The organism is Paenibacillus sp. JT22N12, from assembly GCF_056269365.1.
This window is the reverse complement of the sequence record NZ_JBWDNU010000001.1, coordinates 19393-40958: the sequence shown is the minus strand read 5'-3', so window position 1 is coordinate 40958 and position 21566 is coordinate 19393. Positions and strand designations below refer to the sequence as shown.

At 53.1% G+C, this 21566-nt stretch carries 13 protein-coding genes; all 13 read left to right on the top strand.

Features of this window, described 5'->3' with window-relative positions; all coding sequences use genetic code 11:
- Positions 1 to 153 precede the first annotated feature (153 nt).
- The 13 genes from dgoD (at position 154) to AC0YOA_RS00095 (ending at position 21543) form a co-directional block, all read left to right on the top strand.
- Positions 154 to 1272, top strand: coding sequence for a galactonate dehydratase (gene dgoD, locus AC0YOA_RS00155; RefSeq protein ID WP_475784875.1), 1119 nt, complete (start codon positions 154 to 156; stop codon positions 1270 to 1272).
- A 23-nt stretch (positions 1273 to 1295) separates the two neighbouring features.
- Positions 1296 to 2063 (top strand): SDR family NAD(P)-dependent oxidoreductase, encoded by a 768-nt coding sequence (locus AC0YOA_RS00150; protein ID WP_475784874.1) that lies wholly within the window; start codon positions 1296 to 1298, stop codon positions 2061 to 2063.
- A 307-nt stretch (positions 2064 to 2370) separates the two neighbouring features.
- Complete coding sequence (locus AC0YOA_RS00145) at positions 2371 to 2811, top strand: SRPBCC family protein (RefSeq protein WP_475784873.1); 441 nt, start codon at positions 2371 to 2373, stop codon at positions 2809 to 2811.
- Between the two features lie 47 nt (positions 2812 to 2858).
- Positions 2859 to 3338 carry an SRPBCC family protein gene (locus AC0YOA_RS00140; protein ID WP_475784872.1) on the top strand — a complete coding sequence of 160 codons (480 nt, stop codon included), beginning with the start codon at positions 2859 to 2861 and terminating at the stop codon, positions 3336 to 3338.
- Positions 3339 to 3493: 155 nt separating this feature from the next.
- Positions 3494 to 4975, top strand: a complete 1482-nt coding sequence (locus AC0YOA_RS00135) for a serine hydrolase domain-containing protein (RefSeq protein WP_475784871.1) — start codon at positions 3494 to 3496, stop codon at positions 4973 to 4975.
- Positions 4976 to 5096: 121 nt separating this feature from the next.
- Positions 5097 to 6836 carry a sensor histidine kinase gene (locus tag AC0YOA_RS00130; protein ID WP_475784870.1) on the top strand — a complete coding sequence of 580 codons (1740 nt, stop codon included), beginning with the start codon at positions 5097 to 5099 and terminating at the stop codon, positions 6834 to 6836.
- 124 nt (positions 6837 to 6960) lie between these two features.
- On the top strand, positions 6961 to 8532 hold the full coding sequence (locus tag AC0YOA_RS00125) for a response regulator (RefSeq protein WP_475784869.1): 1572 nt from the start codon (positions 6961 to 6963) through the stop codon (positions 8530 to 8532).
- Positions 8533 to 8716: 184 nt separating this feature from the next.
- Positions 8717 to 9637 carry an ABC transporter permease gene (locus AC0YOA_RS00120; protein ID WP_210040202.1) on the top strand — a complete coding sequence of 307 codons (921 nt, stop codon included), beginning with the start codon at positions 8717 to 8719 and terminating at the stop codon, positions 9635 to 9637.
- A gap of 41 nt (positions 9638 to 9678) precedes the next feature.
- Positions 9679 to 10593, top strand: a complete 915-nt coding sequence (locus AC0YOA_RS00115; RefSeq protein WP_475767323.1) for a carbohydrate ABC transporter permease — start codon at positions 9679 to 9681, stop codon at positions 10591 to 10593.
- Between the two features lie 55 nt (positions 10594 to 10648).
- The gene (locus tag AC0YOA_RS00110) at positions 10649 to 12271 is read left to right on the top strand and encodes an ABC transporter substrate-binding protein (RefSeq protein WP_475784868.1); all 1623 of its coding nucleotides are present in this window, start codon (positions 10649 to 10651) and stop codon (positions 12269 to 12271) included.
- An 85-nt stretch (positions 12272 to 12356) separates the two neighbouring features.
- A complete protein-coding gene (locus AC0YOA_RS00105; protein WP_475784867.1) occupies positions 12357 to 14438 on the top strand; it encodes a beta-galactosidase in 2082 nt (693 codons plus the stop codon).
- Positions 14439 to 14491: 53 nt separating this feature from the next.
- Complete coding sequence (locus AC0YOA_RS00100) at positions 14492 to 18805, top strand: glycosyl hydrolase 53 family protein (RefSeq protein ID WP_475784866.1); 4314 nt, start codon at positions 14492 to 14494, stop codon at positions 18803 to 18805.
- Between the two features lie 224 nt (positions 18806 to 19029).
- A complete protein-coding gene (locus AC0YOA_RS00095) occupies positions 19030 to 21543 on the top strand; it encodes a WG repeat-containing protein (protein WP_475784865.1) in 2514 nt (837 codons plus the stop codon).
- The last annotated feature ends 23 nt before the right edge of the window (positions 21544 to 21566 follow it).

Here is a 21566-nt window from a genome sequence, read left to right as displayed (position 1 = left end):
GAGCTTGGTATTATCGGACTTTTGTGAAGTTGCCCAGGTCATTCATTTGCCTGTGCTCCAATCGATGACGGACCGGTTTGAAATCGCTGCAGTATGCGATATCTCTCCCACTCTGGTTGAAGCGAACAGGAAGATACCAAGGAGGATTATGTGATGAAAATCAGCGGAATCAAGATGTTTCATCTGCGCCCGAGATTTACATTCCTGAAAATATCGACTGACGAGGGCATTGATGGCTGGGGAGAAGCAATTGTCGAGGGCAGATCGCGGACAGTTGAGATGGCGGTAAAGGAGCTGGAACCGCATCTGATCGGTCAGGACCCCCGCAGGATCGAGCACTTATGGCAGGCCATGTATCGGGGAACGTTCTACCGTGGAGGTCCGATTCTGACCAGCGCGATTAGCGGCATCGAACAGGCGCTGTGGGATATTCTCGGCAAGTCGCTCGGCGTGCCCGTGCATCAATTGCTCGGCGGAGCGGTGCGCGACCGTATTCGCATGTACAAGGGAATTGGGGGATCGACCTCTCAGGAGGCTTACGAAAATGCGAAGAAGTGGCGCACTCAGGGCTTCACGATGGTCAAGACCGGAATCGACGGCAGAGCCCATGTAATGGAGAACCCCAGCTGGATCAACCGTGAAGTGGAGCGGATCGAGGCTATCCGCGATGCTATTGGAAATGATTGCGACCTAGGCATTGATTTCCACGGAAGACTCGGTCCGGCACTGGCGATTAGGCTGATCAAGGAATTGGAGAAATTCCAGCCTGTTTTCATTGAGGAGCCCTGCTTGCCTGAGAATGTGGATACGCTTGTGACGATTGCCCGTTCAACGACGATCCCGATTGCAACAGGTGAGCGGCTGTTCACCAAATGGGCGTTCCGCGAGGTGCTTGAGAAGCAGGCTGCTGCGATTCTGCAGCCGGATCTGGCTCACTGCGGAGGCATTATGGAGGGCAAGAAAATTGCGGCGATGGCCGAAACGTATTACGCGGGATTCGCCCCGCACAATCCGCTTGGCCCGGTCAATCTTGCAGCCAGCCTGCAATTGTCGGCGAATGTGCCAAATTTCCTGGCTCAAGAGCATGGCGAGCTCGGCGAAGGTTATCTGAAGAAGCCGTTTGTCGTCAAGGACGGTTATCTGGAGACTCCGACCGCTCCCGGACTTGGAATCGAGATTGATGAAGAGGCCATCCAGGACAAGCTTTATACCGGCGATTGGGATACTCCGCGCTGGTTTCACGCGGACGACGGCTCCGTAGCCGACTGGTAAGCACAGGAAGGGGAGGTAAGAATATGAGAGGAAAGGTGGCACTTGTCACCGGAGGTGCGGCCGGCATCGGCAGAGGCATTGTCGAGGTGCTGCTCCGGGAAGGCTGCTGCGTCACGATTGCGGATATTAATCAGGAGCAGGGAGAACAAGCGGTATCCGAACTGGCAGATGACAGCGCTCGTGTCCAGTTTATCCGCACCGATGTGTGCGCGGAAGCCGATATTCAGAATGTTGTGGATCGGACGCTGGAGCGCTGGGGCGCCGTCGATATTCTGGTAAACAATGTCGGTACCCATTTCTATAAATCCATTGGGGATACAACACTTGAAGCATGGGACCGCGTGATGGCAGCGGACCTTCGGAGCCATTTCCTCGGGGTGCAGAAGGTGCTGCCGATTATGAAGCAGCAGGCGACCAGAGGAGCGATTGTCAATATTTCCTCCGTGCATGCTATGCAAACAGGACCGATTCATGCTGCCTATGCCGCCGCCAAGGGCGGGGTTGTGGCGCTGGCGAGAACCGTCGCGCTGGAATGCGCGGGTTACGGCATCCGGGTCAATACTGTGCTGCCTGGCTTGACGCGAAATGCCCACACACACCGTTGGTTGGCCGGTTTAACGGCGGAACAGAAGGCGGATAAGGAAAAGGAAATGAGCCGGAATATACCGCTCGGACGGATAGCCGAAGCGACAGAAATTGGAGAAGCGGTCGCTTTTTTGGCCAGTGACAAAGCTTCGTTCATAACAGGGGCATCTCTGGTCGTGGACGGAGGGGAGTCCAGCCATCTCTGATGGCAGATCTGATGAAGGAACACACCCGGGGCGGATGTCCCGGTTTTTTGCCGTTAAATTGAAATCTTCCGCCCTATATTCTCCTACACGGCCAAATGCCGACCAATAGCGGCATCGCTTCAATTGGTGTATGCGGCGCTGTGGACAAAATTGTCCATGATATAATTATCCTTTATAATCGTGGATACGAAGACATCAAAGACTATGTGGCTTATATCTTTCAAATAACACTTGCACCTTACGCAGCGTCATGTTTTATAGTAAGGGTACCGCTCAATAGTCAGCGCGAATAAAGGAGGATAAACGGATGAACGAACGATCTGCCAAGCATGAGACTTTCGTTATTGAACGTACTTACGATGCTGTGCCGGAGCGGGTATTTGCCGCATGGGCAGATGCCGAGACGAAAGCGCAGTGGTTTCAAAGGGCCGCCGAGTTTGATTTTCGGGTAGGAGGACGGGAAAGCACTCGTGGAGGGCCGCCCGGTGGTCCGGTTTACAGTTACGATGCCTGTTATCAGGAAATCGTAACGGGACAGCGAATTGTCTATACCTATTCTCTGGATCAGGACGAGACCCGAATATCAGTCTCCGTGGTAACCGTCGAAGTGGAACCTGCCGATTCCAGAACACGGCTGATTTACACCGAGCAAGGCGTCTACCTGGATGGCCATGATTCACCGGCCCAGCGGGAGCAGGGCACGCATGACTTCCTGGACAAGCTTGGCGACATGCTTCGAAGCGAGTAGGGGATTTAAGGAAACGAGTACAAATATGGAAGCGGAGGGGTTCAAAAATGTCAGATATTCATGATAGCGCAAATGCAGATAAGGACGCAGGCACAAGCGAATCGGTGCATACGCGCATCATCGATGCACCGCGCGAAAATGTTTTCAGCGCCTGGACCACGCCAGAGCTTCTGGCTGAGTGGTGGGGCCCTAAAGGCTTTACGAATACATTTCAGGAATTCGATCTCCGGCCGGGTGGGCATTGGAAATTTATGATGCATGGCCCGGATGGAAAAAACTACCCCAATGAATGCATCTTTTTAGAGATCAGCAGCCCCGAACGCATTATTTTACGACATGTCGCTCCCAGGTTTCAGATAATCGCAGATTTCGAGAACCTGAACGGCAAAACAAGAATAACCTTCAATCAGCGGTTTGAGACGGCGGAGGAGCTGAACAAGTTAAAACATATTGTCGGCCAAGCGAATGAAGAAAACCTGGATCGTCTGACCGGGGTCGTGAAGAAGACATTAACAAACAATTCGTGATCATTGAGCCTCCCAACGGGAGGCTTTTTTCTTGATATATACCTGTAGAAGAACGGCTAAATAACAGCTTAAGCCTTTCTTAAGTTTCGCTTTATCATTTCTTATGGATTGCCTCTGATAATGAAGATATTACATAGAGGAGGTACGAAAAGACAATGATAAACAAACTGGGATTTGCGGCTTTTATGAAAGTGATCGCCATGATCGCCATACTGGGAGGATTAATTGGCTTCCATCCTGGTTCGGCATATGCCGAAACGAACATCAAGACAGCACGGATCGATCGCTTCATTCAGTCCCGGATGGATAACAATAATATTCCCGGACTGGCCGTGGCAATCGTCCACGATGACCAGATCGTCTATGCCAAGGGATTTGGACAATCAGGGAATGGGGAGCCGGTTACAGTAAACACCCCGTTCGCCATTGCTTCTTTAAGCAAGTCGATAACCGCATTAGCCGTGATGCAGCTGGTGGAAGCAGGGGAAGTCAGCCTGGATGCACCCATTACGGACTATATCCCAACATTTAAGGTGGATGATCCTCGCGGATCGGAAATTACCGTGCGCCAGCTGTTGAATCAAACAAGCGGATTGGCCGACTCCGTTTTTCCTGAAATGGCATTTCGCAAGCAGCCGGGCACCCTGGAAGAATCGATCGCCCGATTCAAAAACGTCAAACTCGCGAGCGATCCCGGACAGCAATTTCATTATCATAATCCCAACTACCAGATATTAGCCCGCATCGTCGAGGTGGCGAGTCACGAGAGCTTTTCCGGATATTTGCAGAAGCATATCTTTCAACCTCTTCAAATGGATCATACGGCAGACGCCGCCGGCACCAGACAGTTCTCTTCGGCCGCCGGACAGTTCTCAAACGGGCATATTTTCTTATATGGCAAACCGGTTGTGAAGAAAGAACCCGATTGGTTTGTTGAGGGGGCGGCGGGGAATATTTCTACGGTGGAAGATATGGCGCATTGGCTCATCCTGCAGCTTAACGGCGGCAAGTATGAAGGGGTCCGGCTTCTCAGCAGTGAAGGGATCGAAACCATGCATTCCGCTCCGGCCGGAACGGACAGTACATACGGAATGGGATGGAGCGTGGATGGCTCTAAAATCGATCACAATGGGTTGTTATGGACTTACTATGCGGATCAGGTGCTTATGCCCGAAAGCGGATATGGAATCGTTGTCTTATTCAATAGCGGTCTCAACATGCTTGTTAATTATTCTTCCTTCACAGCGGGGTTATCCGATATTCTGGGCGGACAGCAGCCCAAGGAAACCTTCTTCTCCGGGCAGAACCTTGAAATTCTGATTGGACTGCTCACGGTCGTGATCCTTGGTTTGGGAATCCACAGCTTTTTTCGAATGAAAAAATGGGAGGAGAGATATACAAAACGCGCCAAATGGTTAACTTGGGTCTATATCCTATTGCGCCTGGTTCCGCTTGCAGTGTTCATCTGTTTGCCGAAAATACTGTCTTTCATCGCTGGGGGACGGGTGCTGAACGAGGAGCGGATCTTCCTGGTTATGCCAAGTTTTTTCATTTTGCTGATGCTTGCATCTATGTTTGGCGTTATACATGCAGTAGGACGAATTATCAGGATGTCCAGGATTAATAGAGTGAAATGAAAACGATTTACAGGTCATTTTCTCTATGTTAAATTAAAATTGTATTTGGTTGATTAAATCATACGAAAGGGACAACTCCGGGTTGCCCCTTTTTACTTGTATGGGAATTTGGGGATGCCTGATGAAAAGATACATGCCGTTCACCTACAAGACTATGATTCCCTATCTTCTGCTCGTTCTGTTGACGGATGTGCTTGTCGGTTACATCTCGTATTCCATGCTGATTCAGTCACGGACGGAAATGGCGGAGTCTAATATCCGGACCGGCATGGAACAGGCGAGGAACAACATCAGATATCAGATGGACGAAATCCAGCGGATGTCGGATACCCTCTTCGGAAGCCTGTCGTTCCAGCGCGCGCTCCAGAAGAAGGGCGAGCCGCTTGAGATCTATCTCACGATGCTGGATGAAATCGTTCCCCAGATAACAGCCCCTTTGCAATTATTCGGCAATCATATCCGCCTGATGCTGTACACGCTGAACAGCGATCTGAATATCGTTTCAGGAGACAACCTGGCCGATCCCATCATGGACAGCGATTATTATATCCTCTCGTTCGACGATATCAAAGACAGTGAATGGTATCACACCTTCAAGGATTCCGGCAGGGACAATATCTGGCTTCAAATCGATACGGACAGGCAGCTGGGCAATATCTCCCATATCCGCCGGCTGGTGTCCTACAACGATTATAATACGGTGATCGGCTATGTCCGGATTACGGTTTCGCTGGATGATCTGCTTGGCAATTTCACGGCCTTCCCCGTTAATCAAGGGATTACGCTGCGGCTTATCGACGAGCCATCAGGCGGCAATATATACCAGCAGGGAAGCGCCGGCGAGCACGAGAACGACGGATCGTTTCTTACGCTGCATGAGAGCATTCCGGAATCGGATTACGTCATCGAAACGCTGGTTCCATCCTCTTATTTGACCAAAGATGCGGGCAGGATGCAGAAAATTATTTTTGCGGTATGCGCGATCAGCTTCCTGGCAATGGCTTGTATCGGTCTGCTTGTCGCCCTGCTGTCAGGACGCAAGATGTCGCGGATCGTTACACTCGTACGCTCCTTTCAGGAAGGGAACTTTCAGAAGCGGATCCGCTTCTCCGGAAATGATGAATTCGTTCAAATCGCCGATGCCTTTAATATTATGGGAACCAATATTCAGACGCTCATACACAGCGTGTATGAACAAGGGATTCAGAAGAAGCAGGCGGAGCTTGAGGCGCTGCAGGCCCAGATCAATCCCCATTTCCTGTATAACACCTTGTCGACCATCAGCAGCCTGGCTAATTTGGGAGAGGTCGGGAAAGTCACGGATATGGTCCAGGGCCTCTCCCGATTCTACCGGCTTACGCTGAATCAAGGGAAAGTCTATATTCCGCTTCGCGATGAAATCGAACAAGTGAGCACCTATCTGGATATTCAGAGAGTGAAATATGCCAACGCCTTTAACGTATACTTTGATATAGATCCTGCGATAGGGGATGTGCTGGTTGTCAAATTGATTTTACAGCCATTCGTGGAAAATATATTCAAGCACGCATGGTTCGGTGATACGATAGCGATCCGGATCACGGGCAGAAGGCTTGGCGAGCAAATCGAATTGAAGATAATCGATAACGGGATCGGCATCAAGCCGGCCCAGCTCCGGCGGCTGCTGATGGGGCCGAGCCAGGCCGGCGGCTATGGCATCAAGAATGTGAACGAGCGGATCAAACTGCGGTACGGCAGCGGCTATGGCATCCAGATGGCCAGCATCTACGGGGCCGGTACGACGGTCCGCATTTTGATTCCGGCCCATATCGTGATGGACGAAGAAGCGGAGCAGGAGGCGGCCATGGCATCCCAGCCGTGATTTTGTATGGTATATCATTGCAAAACGCAGTGTTCGCACTTCGGCGCGGTAAGGTATGATAAATGGAATATCGTATATCCGTTTCTGTTAAATTTTTGCGAGAGCAGCAGGAGGAATCTGGCTTATGGGTCTAAACATCTTGTTGGTAGACGATGAATCGGTTGATCTGGAGTGGCTGCGGCGCAGAGTGCTCGGCAGCGGATTGGACCTGAACGTGGCAGGTACGGCCAATAATGGCTTCAGCGCCTTGAAATTGATGAAGCAGGAGCAGGTGGATATCATTCTTTCGGATATCCGGATGCCGATTATGTCGGGCATCGAATTTGCCAGGCAGGCCAAGGCGATCAATCCGCAGGTCAAGATTGTGTTCATCAGCGGTCATGAGGATTTCGGCTACGCCAAGGAAGCGATAGCGATGAATGTTTCGGGTTATTTGCTAAAGCCCGTGAAGGATAAAGAGCTTTACGAGATGCTCCTTTCTCTCTGCGAGAAGGTGGAGCAGGAACAGAATTGGAACCGCTCTTTTACGGAGACGCTTTCACTCGTCAATGAAGAGCTGCTGCTGCGCTGGTTCAACGATCTCGCCCCGGGTCAGGCGCAGACGCATATCCGGGGCGTCTTAAGTCCGCTGCTGAAAGCCGGATCTGCCGTCGCTTTGATCGAAATCGACGATCTGGAGAGGAAGACGCGCGATATGGGGGAAGAGAACAGGCGTCTTCTGACAGGTCAGGTAATCAGTCTGATCCGGGATATGGTCCGCGAGCAGGCGCTCGGCCTATTTATTGTTTCCCACAATACCCGTTTCGTGCTGATCGCTGTCGGTCAGGAAGACCGATTTCTCACATACCTTGGAGAGCTGCTGCAAACCATCCGTCAGGCTGCGGATTTAACGATAACCATCGGTGTTGGCGCGTATGCGTACGACGAGGAGCAGCTGCACGAATCCTACAGGCAGGCGCAGGCTGCGCTGAGCGCCAAATGGCTTCTGGGCAAAAACAGGCTGATCCGGGATGTGACGGTTTCCGAATTCAACGGCAAGCCGGCTTCGCGTATGGATGAGACGATCGAGCGGATGCTTCAGGCTATTATGATTTACGATTTGGTTGCCATCGATGACTGCCTGCTGAACCTGTTCAGCAGAGGGAAACAATTCGCCGACAAGAACGACGTGTATGATTTGATCATCCGCATTACCTCCAAGCTCCATGCCGAAATGCAGCAAATGAACGAAAATCTGTACGAGCTCCTCAAATGGGAATCGCATCAGCCGGATATTCTGTTTCAATCCGAAACGGTCCATGATATTCTGTCCTGGCTGCGACGACGCTTCTTCGAATTGTCCGAGCTGCTGTATGTGAAGAAGCAAAGACAAAAACGGAAACTGATCGACGAGATTATGCGGTATGCCGAGGATAAGCTGGAGCAGAAGGTTACGCTGAAAGAGGTGGCGGCTCACTTTGATTTTACGCCAAATTACCTGGGACATCTGTTTAAGCTGGAGGCAGGCGTCCATTTCAGCGATTATCTGAATGAAAGACGGACGAACCGCGTGTGCGAGCTGTTATCCGATCCGACGCTCAAGATTTACGAGATTGCGGAACGGGTGGGGTACAAGAACATCATTTACTTCAACAGGCAGTTCAAGCAATCCATGGGCATGACTCCCGGAGAATACCGGAAGAAACACAAGATATAACGAACTGGCTTGATGAGGCTCGGGTCTTTGGCGGATTCCGGGCTATTTTTCTGACTATACGTCGAATTATAAGATTCAAAGCAATCGTGGATTTTGTATTAGCTTTAGTTGCTCCGCTGAATCCTGCATCGGGGGCAGTCCCGTTATAATGAACAGAGTAGAGACAACGAGAGGAGAATTAAGAATGAACCGACAGACCTTCTGGGGCGATGTCATCAAGTACAGGACGCTGCTGTTGATGCTGTTGCCGGCTGTATTGTTCTTTATACTGTTCGCCTACGTGCCAATGGCGGGAATCGTCCTCGCATTCAAACAATTCAACTACGACGGCGGTATCTTCGGAAGCCCGTGGAATGGACTCGATAATTTCAAATTCTTCTTCGATTCCGGCGATGCATGGCGGGTCACGAGAAATACGGCGCTTTACAACATCGCATTCATTCTCGTGAACAATGTCCTGCAAATATGCGCCGCCATCCTGCTCTTCGAGGCTGTTGGCAAGTGGTTTCGGAAGCTGATGCAAACTGCCTTGTTCCTGCCTTACTTCATCTCCTGGGTGGTGGTTGGAGCAATCGCCTACAACCTGTTCAACTTTGATGTCGGCACGGTGAATGTTCTGCTGAAGGGGCTCGGAATGGAGCCGGTCGACATTTACAACACTTCCGCCTACTGGCCGGTTATTCTGGTCGCCGTATCCGCCTGGAAAACGCTTGGATATGGATCCGTGATGTATTTGGCCGCCATCACCAGCATCGATACCGAAATGTATGAAGCTGCGGAAATCGATGGCGCCAATATCTTTCAACGAATCGTGAAAATCACCGTTCCCAACCTGTATCCGACTCTGATTATTCTCGTGCTTCTGGCCATCGGGAATATTTTCCGCGGAGACTTCGGAATGTTCTACAACATGGTCGGCAATAACGGATTGCTTTTCTCCTCGACGGATGTGATCGATACCTTCGTGTTCCGTTCGCTCACGACCTCGAATGAAATCGGCATGTCGGCTGCCGCCGGGTTCTATCAGTCCGTTCTCGGGTTCGGGACCATTATGCTGGCCAACTATGCGGTCCGCAAATACGATGGAGACCGCGCACTATTCTAAATAAAGGAGGTCAGGCGATGAGTTCTACCCTACTGAACAACATGAAGCCGAAGCCTGCGGCAGGAGTCAGGCGCGGCATGCGTACGGACCGCATGCTTCTTTCAATCATCGGCTATTCTGTGCTCGCTGTGCTGGCGGTGCTCTGCATTCTGCCATTTATCATGGTCATTGCTTCGTCACTTACCGAAGAAAGCAAAATTATTGAAAACGGATACTCGTTTTTCCCCAGCGATTTTTCTACTGAAGCATACGGCATATTATTCAGGTATCCGGCAGAAATGCTTAAGGCGTATGGTGTAACTCTCGTTGTTACTGCGGTTGGAACGCTGCTCGGCTTGTTCCTGACCGCCATGACGTCCTATGTGCTCTCCCGCAAGGATTTCAAGTGGCGTTCCCAATTCTCGTTCTTCTTCTTCTTTACAACGTTGTTTAGCGGCGGTCTCGTTCCGTGGTATCTGATGATTGTGAATTACCTGCAGTTGAAGGATACGCTGATCGTTCTCATTCTGCCGATGCTGCTTAACGTTTTTTATATCATTGTCATGAAAAGCTTCATGAGCAGCATACCGGAGGCCATCACGGAATCCGCGAAAATCGATGGAGCGGGAGATTTCCTCATTTTCATGCGCCTCATCGTTCCGCTCTCCAAGCCGGCTTTGGCCACCATCGGTCTTTTCATCGCGCTTGGTTACTGGAACGACTGGTATAACGCGCTTCTGTTTATCTCCAACTCCGACCTGATGCCGCTCCAGTACTATTTATACCGGATGCTCGGGAACATGGACGGAATGCGCAGAGCCATGCTTGAATCCGGCGCGGCCATCAATATCAATCTGCCGACGGAGAGCCTGAAGATGGCGATGACCATTGTCGCAACAGGGCCCATTATACTTGCCTATCCATTTATCCAGCGTTATTTTGTGCAAGGGCTTACGGTCGGCTCCGTTAAAGGATGACCTCAGGGAAACCTGGTTATCAATATACGAATAATGAATAAGGGGGACTTCAATCGTGAAACGAAAGGGACAACATGTCATGCTTCTGCTCGCCGTTATGCTTGTAATGGCGGTGGTGTTAAGCGCATGCGGAGGCGACAACCAGAAAACAGCGAATACAGGCAATACGGAACAAAGCGGTGCGGAAAACAATAAGGAAAACGCCACGGAAAACAGCGCAGCCGGGGATGCAGCGGGTCAAGCCAATGCAGCTGACGGGCAGCCGGATACAACTTCCGAGGTCAAGCTGAAGCTGCTTCTCATCGGGGCCAAGCCGGCGGATTATGACGAGGTATTTGGCCAGCTCAATACGCTGCTGAAGACCAGGATCAACGCAACGGTCGAAGCCGAGTTTCTGGACTGGGCAGACTGGCAGCAGAAGTACCCGCTGAAATTTGCGGCACGCGAGGATTTCGATCTTGCCTTTACCGCAAACTGGGCGTTCTACAATGATCAGGCCTTAAAAGGCGGTTTCCTGGAATTGACGGATGACATGCTTTCCAAGTATGCGCCGAAGACGTGGGAGGCGATGCCCAAGGTTTCCTGGGATCAGGCGAAAGTAAACGGCAAGCTTTACATGGTGCCAAACAATAACGAGGAAGTGACCGACAAGGTCGTCCTCATACGCGACGATCTTCGCCAGAAATATAACCTCGAACCGGTGAACAGCCCGGAGACATTTGCCGCTTATTTGAAAGCGATTGCAGCTAATGAGAAGGGCATCAACGCTTACGGCGCCAAACCGGCTGACGGCTGGAAATGGCATGAGCTCGACCAAATTTTGCTGGAGCAGCAGAATGATTGGAACCTGGTCAACTACGACATCCCGCTGGCTTATAAACTGGACGATGCCAAAGGTCAGGTATTCAACGTATACGATACGCCGGAATTCAAGCAGCTTCTGACGTACTATAAAGATTTGGCCGATAATCAGGCCTGGTCCAAGAATGTGGTCAGCAACAAGAATGACGTATGGCAGGATATGAAAGCAGGCAAGACGGCGTCCTATGCGCAGAATCTGGGCACAGTGGCTGCCAACGTGGAGGAAGCGAGCCAGGACGAGCAGGGAGTTAAGGTAGCTATTGCCGATCTGACGCCGGATAAGAAGAAAATCGGCTCGATCTCGACTCAGAACGGGATGGCTGTCCATGCCACATCCAAGAACGCGGAGCGCGCACTGATGCTGATCGACCTCCTCCAGAACGATAAGGAAATTCACGATCTGACGATGTACGGCATTACCGGCAAGCATTACGATCCGGTAGGCGACGACAAGTTCCAGCCCGGTCCGAATGCGGCCAATTATACTAATTTCTCCAACTGGGGCTGGAATTCGCCGTTAAACCGCACGAGTGCAACCTTTCCTCAGGAAGCAACGGATATCGCCAACGGCTGGAAGGATAAGGTGTATCACTTTCCGCTGGAGACCTTCGTGTTCGATAATGCCAAGGTGAAGAATGAAGTGGCCAACGTAGGCAACGTTATGCTCCGTTACTCGATTCCGCTGGAATACGGATTGATCAAGGATCTGGATAAAGGCCAGGCCGACCTGATCAAGCAGCTGCAAGCAGCCGGTATCGACAAGATCCGGCAGGAGCTGCAAAGTCAAATTGACGCGTTCCTTGCCGGGCAGCAGTAATCATATTTGCAAGCAGACGGAGAGGCAGGTGGGAACCGACCTCTCCTTCTTTTTGACGACTACAGGACTTGGGAGATGAAACAGGATGAACAAGAAATTTCCACCGATCAGCAGCAAGCTGCCGGTCTTCATGCACGGTGCGGATTATAACCCGGACCAATGGCTGCACGATCAGAATGTTTTGGAGCAGGATATTCGTCTAATGAAGCTGGCCCAATGCAATGTCATGGCGGTAGGCATTTTCTCCTGGTCTATGCTGGAGCCGGAGGAGGGGACATTCCGGTTCGATTGGCTGGATAACGTGCTGGATGCTTTCGCCGATAACGGCATATTCGCCTGGCTGGCGACGCCAAGCGGCGCCCGGCCGGCCTGGATGTCGGAGAAGTATCCGGAGGTGCTTCGCGTCGGAGCGGACCGCCGGAGAAATCTGCATGGGCGCAGGCACAACCATTGCTACACGTCACCGGTCTTCCGCGAGAAGGTGAGCATCATGAATGCCAGACTGGCGGAGCGGTATTCGGCTCATCCGGCGGTTATTGGCTGGCATATTTCCAATGAGTACGGCGGCGAATGTCATTGCGATTATTGCCAGGATGCTTTCCGGAAATGGCTGAAGCGGAAATATGGCTCTCTCGAAGCGCTGAACCAGGCGTGGTGGACGACCTTCTGGAGCCATACGTATACATCCTGGCAGCAGATCGAATCGCCCGCACCGCATGGCGAGACCATGGTGCACGGGCAGAATCTCGATTGGCGAAGGTTCGTCAGCGATCAGACGATCGATTTCTACCTGCATGAAATCAATCCGCTGAAAGCGGTCAATCCCGATCTGCCCTGTACGGCAAACATGATGGATTTGTTCGACGGGCTGGATTACCGCGAGTTTGCGAAAGCGGTGGACGTCATATCGTGGGATGCATATCCGACATGGCATGAGTCGCCCGCAGAGGACAATGTTGCTTCATGGTTTGCCTTCAATCACGATTTATTCCGTTCCTTGAAGCAAAAACCGTTCATGCTGATGGAAAGCACGCCGAGCCAGACGAACTGGCAGCCTGTCAGCAAGCTGAAGCGGCCCGGGATGCACAGACTGTCTTCGCTGCAGGCCGTTGCGCACGGCGCGGACACGGTTCAGTATTTTCAATGGCGCAAAAGCCGGGGCTCCAGTGAAAAATTTCACGGCGCGGTCGTGGATCATGTCGGGCATGAGCATACCCGCGTGTTCAAGGACGTTGCCTCGCTGGGAGAATCGCTGTCGCATTTATCGGAATTGATCGGCACTGATGTTCCGGCGGAAGCGGCCATCCTGTTCGACTGGGATAACCGCTGGGCGGTCAACGATGCCCAGGGGCCGCGAAATCAGGGCATCCATTACGAAGAGACGGTGATGCAGCAGTATCGGGCGTTGTGGAGACAAGGCATTCCGGTTGACATTATCGGCTCAGGGGATGACTTCTCCGCGTATAAGCTGCTTGTCCTGCCTATGGCCTATCTGCTACGCGAGGAGACGGGGGAGCTGCTGGAGCGTTTCGTTCTGGATGGCGGCACGCTGTTCGTCACCTACTGGTCTGGCATTGTGAACGAGAACGACCTGTGCCACCTGAACGGCTTTCCCGGTCCGCTGCGCAAGACGCTCGGCATCTGGGCGGAGGAGGTTGAAGGACTGCATGATCACGACCGCAATGGCATCGTCATGACGCCCGGGAACGCACTCGGATTGGCCGGTTCCTTCGAAGTTCATGAAATCTGCGAGCTGATCCATTCCGAAGGCGCAGATATTCTTGGCCAGTATAAGGAAGATTTCTATGCCGGACGGCCAGCATTAACGGTTAATACGCTGGGCAAAGGCAAGGCTTACTATCTGGCGGCGCGCGTTAATGATCCGGCGTTCTATGACGGGTTATATGGAAAGCTGGTATCGGATGCGGGCGTAAGACGCGCGATGGATATCGAGCTGCCTGGAGGCGTATCGGCACAGCTTCGTTCCGACGGGGAGCATGATTTTGTGTTTCTTCTTAATTTCTCGGGAGAGGAGCGGACGCTGAAATTGGATCAGGCTTACACCGATGCTGAGACGGGAGAGCCCGTCTTAATGAAGCTTACGCTTCCTGTGTATGCTTCCCGGGTATTGAAACGAAGCAGCGCTCTCCTCCATGAACGCACTTAGCGAATGAGTGAAAAGTGACTAAACAATAATCTGACGGGAGCTGAAAAATGTATATGAAAAGCAGAATATCTTATCGTTCCCTGGCAGCAAAATGGCTCGTTTTCTTCATTATTCTTTCTTGTTATCCAGTGGGAACGATGACGGGCTTCGCGGCACAGCCGGCTTCAGGCACCGTCTCGGTGGACCCGGTCCCGGGACTGCAGAACGGACAGCGAAGCGATTTTATCATGGGAGCGGATGTCTCCGAGCTCTATGAGCTCGAAAAAGCAGGCCGGAAGTTTTACGATACCGATGGTACGGAAATGAGCGCCATGCAGGTGCTGAAGAAGCACGGCGTCAACTATATCCGACTGCGGATCTGGAACGATCCGACTGATGCGTTCGGTCAGCCGATCGGCGGCGGGAACAATGATCTGGCCCGGGATATCGCCATGGCCAAACAGGCAAAGGCGCTCGGGATCAAGCTTTTGCTGGATTTTCATTACAGCGACTTCTGGGCTGATCCCGGCAAGCAAAATAAGCCAAAGGCCTGGGCCAATCACAGCGGGACCGTGCTGCAGGAGGATGTATACCGCTACACATACGATGTGCTGACCGCGATGGAAGCGGAAGGCGTTCTCCCGGAAATGGTGCAGATCGGCAACGAGATCAACGGAGGGCTGCTCTGGCCGGATGGCGATTCCGCAGAGAAAGCGGCGCCTTTTCTCCAGAAAGCATCCGCAGCGGTGAGAGCGGTTGATCCGGACATTCAAATCATGATCCACATCGCGGGGAATTCCAGCGGCAGCACAGGCACGTTTACCTGGAATCTGGACACCTGGACAACCGGCGGTACAGCGGTCGATTTTGACCTGATCGGCATCTCCGATTATCCATTCTGGCACGGAACGACAGAGCAAAATGCTGTTATTATGAATACGTTGGCAAGCCGGTACGGCAAACCGGTCATCGTGGCGGAGACGGCTTATGCCTGGACGCTTGAGCCGGGAGACGAGACGATCAATAACTTTGATCAAAGCAGCGCTTATACGGCAGGCTACACCCCTACGCCGCAGGGCCAGGCGGCAGCCATTCGCGATGTCATCAACAATTTGGCAAATGTGCCAGGCAATCAGGGGCTGGGTCTGTTCTACTGGGGAGCAGACTGGCTTCCAGGCAACGACACGGGCTGGATTGCCGGACAGGGCAGCGGATGGGAAAATCAGGCATTGTTCGATTACACGGGGAAAGCGCTGTCATCTATCGATGTATTCAATCTCGTTCGGGGGACAGCTGCCGCTCCCGCGCCGGTATTTGTCGCTGCGGACCCGTATTACGGAACCATGGAGGCAGGCGGGGTTCTGAGTTTGCCTTCTTCCGTACAGGGGCAGTACAGCGATGGTCGTTACAAACCCGCTGCGGTATCGGCGTGGGACACATCAGCAGTCAATACGGCGGAACCCGGTGTCTATACGGCTTATGGAACGATCGGCTCCGAGACGCGGGCAGCCTCGGCTGTGATTACGGTGCATTCTGCGCAGCCGCCGAATCTGCTGATGAATCCGGGACTTGAGAGCGGGTCCGCCGGTTGGACGGTATCCAGTCCTTCCATCGGAGCACCTCAAGGAGCAGGCTCGACGCCACGCTCCGGCACGAGTGCGATCCATTACTGGAGCGATTCGGCTTTTAGCGACGCCACGGTGTCGCAAACCCTTAATGTCGCTAATGCTACCTATACCTTCTCCGCATGGGTGGACGGGGATGCTCTGAGCGACGCGGCGGTTCCCTATCTGTACGCTGTGGGGTATGATGCAAGCGATCCTTCGGCGATGATGAAGATCGACGCTGTGCCGGCTGGCTGGAACAATTTCAAACCATACAGTCTGCAGGTTCCGGTTACCTCCGGACATGTCACGGTCGGCGTGAATCTCAATGGAGCTGCGGGAGCATGGGGAGATGTCGACGATTTTTATTTCGGCCTGCCGACCAGTACAGATCCACAGACACAGGCGAAGCCGGTAACAGCTTCTATCGGGGATGCGGCTCTCCCGGCGGAAGCGGCATTGCCTGTTCCTTCGAAGGTTACGCTGTCCAGCGGGACGGAAGGTGCCGTGATCTACTATACGACGGACGGAAGCGAACCGGGTTATGCCAGCAACACCAGCACGACGCTTGTTTATACGGGGCCGGTTGCGATTGCCGCCAACACGGTATTGAAAGCGATGGCATCCAAGCCCGGTTATACGAACAGTCCGGCAAGCACGTTCAGTTTGAAGACGGACGGCAACGCGGAAGGCTTGATACCGGATGGCGGATTTGAACGGGAAGGCCAGCTCGGTGCGTGGACGTTAACGGGAGCTGCTGCAGGCTCCATCCAAGACTCCAGCGTTTTTGACGCGATCCGCGAGACAGGGGACGGCAAGGTTTATGCCGGAACCGGCTACTTCGATTACTGGTCGAAGGACGCGTATGCTTTTACGCTGTCGCAGAAGGTAAATGGACTGCCGAACGGGTTTTATACCTTGACGGCGCGTTCAGCAGGAAAAAGCAATATGGTGATCGACGACGCCGGCAGAGCGGTGAACGATCCCGGCGTTGCCGAATTGAAGCTCAGGGCCGAAACGCCATCCGGAGGGGCTTCAGCGAACATTATCAATCAGGGCCAGGCCGGAGCCGATTGGCATAATATCTGGGGCGGCTTCAGCATTCCGGGAATCCGCGTGACGGACGGGACGGTGACCGTTGCTTTTTCGGCATCGGCCAGCGCGGATTATTGGGGTTATCTGGATAACATTACCCTTGTCAAAACCGGAGATCTGCCGGATACGACGCCTCCGGGAGAGGTAACGGGTGCCGCTGTCGCCGAAGGCGACGGGCAACTCGCGCTATCCTGGACAGATCCGGGCGACAGCGATTTGGAGAAGATTAGAATTGAATCGGCGGACGGGACCGTCATCGATGCCGTGTATGCCGCCAAAGGAGCGGAACACGCCGTTATTTCCGGCCTTACGAACGGCACCAGCTACACATTTAAGCTCAGTACGGTCGATCTGACTGGAAACAGGTCTGCCGGTATTACAGTAACCGGCACACCGGCAAAGGCCAATGACGATAACAACGGCAATGATGACGATGACGGTGACGATGACAATAACGATAATCACGACGATGGCAGCGGGGGACAGGAGCCATCTGGTTTCCCCTCACCATGGGCAGCAGCGCCGGCCTATTCGGTCGGTAAAGGAATGATCAAGGTACAGCCTGTCATCGATGCGAACGGTGATGCGGTCATACAATTGAGAGCGGCGGACATGGAGGCTGCAATGCTGGACTCCTCTGCCCAGACACTCACCATCGAGATCGCCGATTTGGATAATGCCAGGGAAGTGAAGGTGGATATCCCGTATCAGCCCATACTGGCGGCTGGAGATGATGCCATCGATACGATCAAAGTCGATATGGGGTTCACCACTCTATCCTTCTTGACCAGCCTGTTTGCCGGCAAAGAAGGGACGGCGGGTTCGAGCCTGCGGCTCACGGTTGCCAGGGTCGGCAAAGACAGTCTTCCTGCAGCGGTACAAGAGCGGATTGGCGACCATGCGGTCTACGATTTCAGCTTGACCCTGGACGGGCAGCCTATAACCGGATTTAACGGGGACGAAATGCAGATTGCTATTGCCTACAAGCTGATGACCGGGGAAAATCCCAACAAGATCATCGTGTATTACATCAATGATGAGGGTGATTTGACTATCATCAAAAACGGCAAATATAATCCGGCAGCCGGCAGTGTTGAATTTAAAGCGGAGCATTTCAGTAAATACGCGGTCGGATATGCGGATATCTCATTCGGAGACCTCAAGAAAAGCGAATGGGCAATTGACGCTATTGAGACTTTGGCGGCAAGAGGAATCATTAACGGAGACGGGAATGGAAACTTCAACCCGGGGGCGGCAGTTACAAGAGCGGAATTCATCACCATGCTGATGAGCGCATTCGATCTTGCTGCGCCAGGCGAGGCGTCCACATTCCGGGACGTGAAGGAGAAGCACTGGTACTCCGATTCAGTCACGTCGGCGCAGAAACTCGGGATCGTCAAGGGCAGGACAGACGGCAGCTTTGGCGTGAATGACCCTGTTTCGCGGCAGGATATGGCGGTAATGGTTTATAAAATAGCCGAATTGCAGCAAATCGAATTACAAGCCTCAGCGGCGGCCGCTGCATTTGCCGACCGGTCCAAGATATCGGCTTATGCGGCAGAAGCTGTAGACGCCATGCAGCAATCCGGGATTATTGAAGGGATGGGCGGCGGCAGATTCGCTCCGAAGGAGCCTTCCACAAGAGCGCAGGCAGCCGTGATCATCAATCGTTTGTTTCAGAAGCAGTGACAAACGATTCCATTTTTTAATGTAGAAAGAGATTTTACGTATCCCCGCACCGGATTCGAATCCGGTGCGGGGATACGTTTTTTTCAGCTCCATAAGAAGAGGGGGAATACAAGCAGCCGCAGAAACGAAAAGGATTTGAACATGTTTCCTCCGCAAGCAAGCATATCTGCCGACAGACTGCATACCATTAGGCGAAGAATGCGGGAATAGGGGAGGATGCTGACATGGCCGTTAACGAACCGCAGCTGACGCAGATCGCCATGGCCCATTTGCCGGCGGGTGCGGAACTGATGATGATCAATGGGCCTGCTGCGCATGCGGCGGTATACGCTGCCGATTTAACCGGGGATCGGGTACCGGAAATCGCAGCTGTTTACCGTCTGAATGGGGAGCTTTACCTGCTTGTGCTGAAATCCCGGGACCGCATGTGGGAGATTGCCGCGAATGTGAAAGGGCAGGGATACGGCGTAACGCTGCTGACGGCGGCGCCCGTCATGAGACCAGGCCTGAACAATCTGATCGTCGGCTGGCAGATCGGTTCGATCTGGTCAAAGCTGTCGGTCTACGAGTGGACGCGGGAAGGGCTGAAGGATGCGGCTCCCGCCGATATGAACTTCAGCTATCTGGAAGTGATGGATATGCCGGGCCTTGACGGGCGTGACGGCAAAGCGGAAATCGCGCTCTGGATCCACGACACGGGGGAGGCATACCGCGTCGAGGTGTTGAGGTGGGGCAACGGGAGGTTCGTGCCCGCGCCGGATGTATATTTTTATTATTTCCCGGGGGTCGTCCGCTACTACGAGCGAATGACTCGGCAGTATCCGGAATACCCGTTTTACTGGTATTACCTTGCTGATGCGCAGTACCGCGCCGGCATGCCGCAGGATGCGCTGGTGTCTGTCCGAAGGGCGCTCGGCTTCACCCAGCCCTATCCTTCCCGCGAGGCGCTGCTTGCGCTTGAGCGGAACATCAGGCAGATGCTGGAGCTGATGAACATGCCGCGGGCGGCAGGATTGTTCCCGGCATCGCTCAAAACGGTGGGCGGGATGAAATGGGGCTATATTGACAGCAGCGGCAGGATGACGATTCTCCCCCTGTACGACGATGCGCGGGATTTCCAGCAGAATGGCCTCGCAATCGTCAGCGAGAATGGGAGCTACGGCGTTATCGACACATCATCGAATTACGTTGCGAAGCCTGTCTATGATTCGATCAGCCCGTTCTCGGAAGACCGGGCGGCGGTAATCGACAGCCAGGGGTTCAGGCTGATCGACGAGACAGGAACGGTGCTGACAAAGCGGGCGTACCCGTTTATCGCGGACATGCAGGACGGGAGAACGGTCTTCTATGTCACAGAAGGCGGCGGCAGCGGCGATGCCGATGGCAGCATCAGTCTTTACGGCTATCTGGATTCCCGGGGGAACGAAGCGATTCCGGCGCAGTTCGAGGAAGCGAATGATTTTGCAGCTGGTAAGGCAGTTGTAAAAATCAAGGACAATGAATATGCGCTCATTGGGCCGGACGGACGCAGACTCGCCACCTATCCGTATGCTTATGTGGGACCGCTCGGCGACGGACTGCTCGCCTTCCAACAGGAATCCGCCGGCAAATACGGCTATATCGACGAGCGAGGGACTGTCGTGATCCAGCCGTCCTATTCGTCGGCATTTGCATTCCATGACGGCCGGGCCATTGTCAATACGGCTGAGGATTACAAATCGAGCTACGGTGTCATCGACAAGCAGGGAGCCTTCATTGTCAAGCCTGAGTACAACGACATCCGGGATCTGGGAGATGAGCGGCTGGCGCTCGGCCGGGCAGTCGACCCCGAGCAGCCCTTCGTCGGCTCGGTCTTCGCCATCGCCGACTGGAACGGCCAACGGCTGTCGGACTTCCTGTATAATGACGTTTCCAATTTCAAGGACGGTCTGGCCTCGGTCTACGACGCGAAGCAAACGTATTTTATCGATCGCAGTGGCAAGCCTGCGCCGGGTTATCCGCGCGTGGAGGGCAGCGGTACGCTTACACTGGAAGAGAACGGCCTGATCAAGGCATTCGTCGATCAGCGGCTGTCTTATTTGACCCGTGCCGGACGCGTCGTCTGGCAGCAAAATAAGGTTATCCCGCTCCAGCCTCCTTACCTTGTGAAAGAGGAGAAATATAAGCCAAATGCGGATTATCTCGTCTATTACCCGCAAGTTGAAGGGATGGCAAATCAAGCCGCGCAGCGGACCGTTAACGCCAAGCTGAAGGAAATGTCCCAGGTCAAGCCGGTTCCCGCCAGCAAAAAACTCGATTATTCATATTCCGGCGATTTCGATGTCGCGTTTTACAAACAGAAGCTGCTGGAGCTAGTACTGAATGGCTATAATTTCCCATTTGGCGCCGCCCACGGCATGCCAACGAAAACATATGCGATCCTGAATCTGACCAATGGCCGTATGTATGCGCTAAAGGACCTGTTTAAGCCAGGCAGCGACTATGTGAAGGTACTAAGCGATATAGTCGGCAAACAAATCAGGGAGGACCCGCAATATTCGTACGTATTCCCGGGCAGCTATACCGGCATACGGCCGGACCAGCCGTTTTATGTGACTGATGATGCACTCCATTTATATTTCGAGCCCTATGAGATCGCTCCATACGTCGCGGGGTTCCCGACCTTTACGATTCCTTTTGCGCAGATCAGGGATATCATCGACACGGAAGGGGAGTTCTGGAAATCCTTTCACGCTTGAGAAAGTGGTCCGTACACGGCACA

Bases quoted from the DNA above. Each gene is read 5' to 3' on its own strand.
- dgoD (WP_475784875.1), top strand. From the start codon at position 154: ATGAAAATCAGCGGAATCAAGATGTTTCATCTGCGCCCGAGATTTACA.
- AC0YOA_RS00150 (WP_475784874.1), top strand. From the start codon at position 1,296: ATGAGAGGAAAGGTGGCACTTGTCACCGGAGGTGCGGCCGGCATCGGC.
- AC0YOA_RS00145 (WP_475784873.1), top strand. From the start codon at position 2,371: ATGAACGAACGATCTGCCAAGCATGAGACTTTCGTTATTGAACGTACT.
- AC0YOA_RS00140 (WP_475784872.1), top strand. From the start codon at position 2,859: ATGTCAGATATTCATGATAGCGCAAATGCAGATAAGGACGCAGGCACA.
- AC0YOA_RS00135 (WP_475784871.1), top strand. From the start codon at position 3,494: ATGATAAACAAACTGGGATTTGCGGCTTTTATGAAAGTGATCGCCATG.
- AC0YOA_RS00130 (WP_475784870.1), top strand. From the start codon at position 5,097: ATGAAAAGATACATGCCGTTCACCTACAAGACTATGATTCCCTATCTT.
- AC0YOA_RS00125 (WP_475784869.1), top strand. From the start codon at position 6,961: ATGGGTCTAAACATCTTGTTGGTAGACGATGAATCGGTTGATCTGGAG.
- AC0YOA_RS00120 (WP_210040202.1), top strand. From the start codon at position 8,717: ATGAACCGACAGACCTTCTGGGGCGATGTCATCAAGTACAGGACGCTG.
- AC0YOA_RS00115 (WP_475767323.1), top strand. From the start codon at position 9,679: ATGAAGCCGAAGCCTGCGGCAGGAGTCAGGCGCGGCATGCGTACGGAC.
- AC0YOA_RS00105 (WP_475784867.1), top strand. From the start codon at position 12,357: ATGAACAAGAAATTTCCACCGATCAGCAGCAAGCTGCCGGTCTTCATG.
- AC0YOA_RS00100 (WP_475784866.1), top strand. From the start codon at position 14,492: ATGAAAAGCAGAATATCTTATCGTTCCCTGGCAGCAAAATGGCTCGTT.
- AC0YOA_RS00095 (WP_475784865.1), top strand. From the start codon at position 19,030: ATGGCCGTTAACGAACCGCAGCTGACGCAGATCGCCATGGCCCATTTG.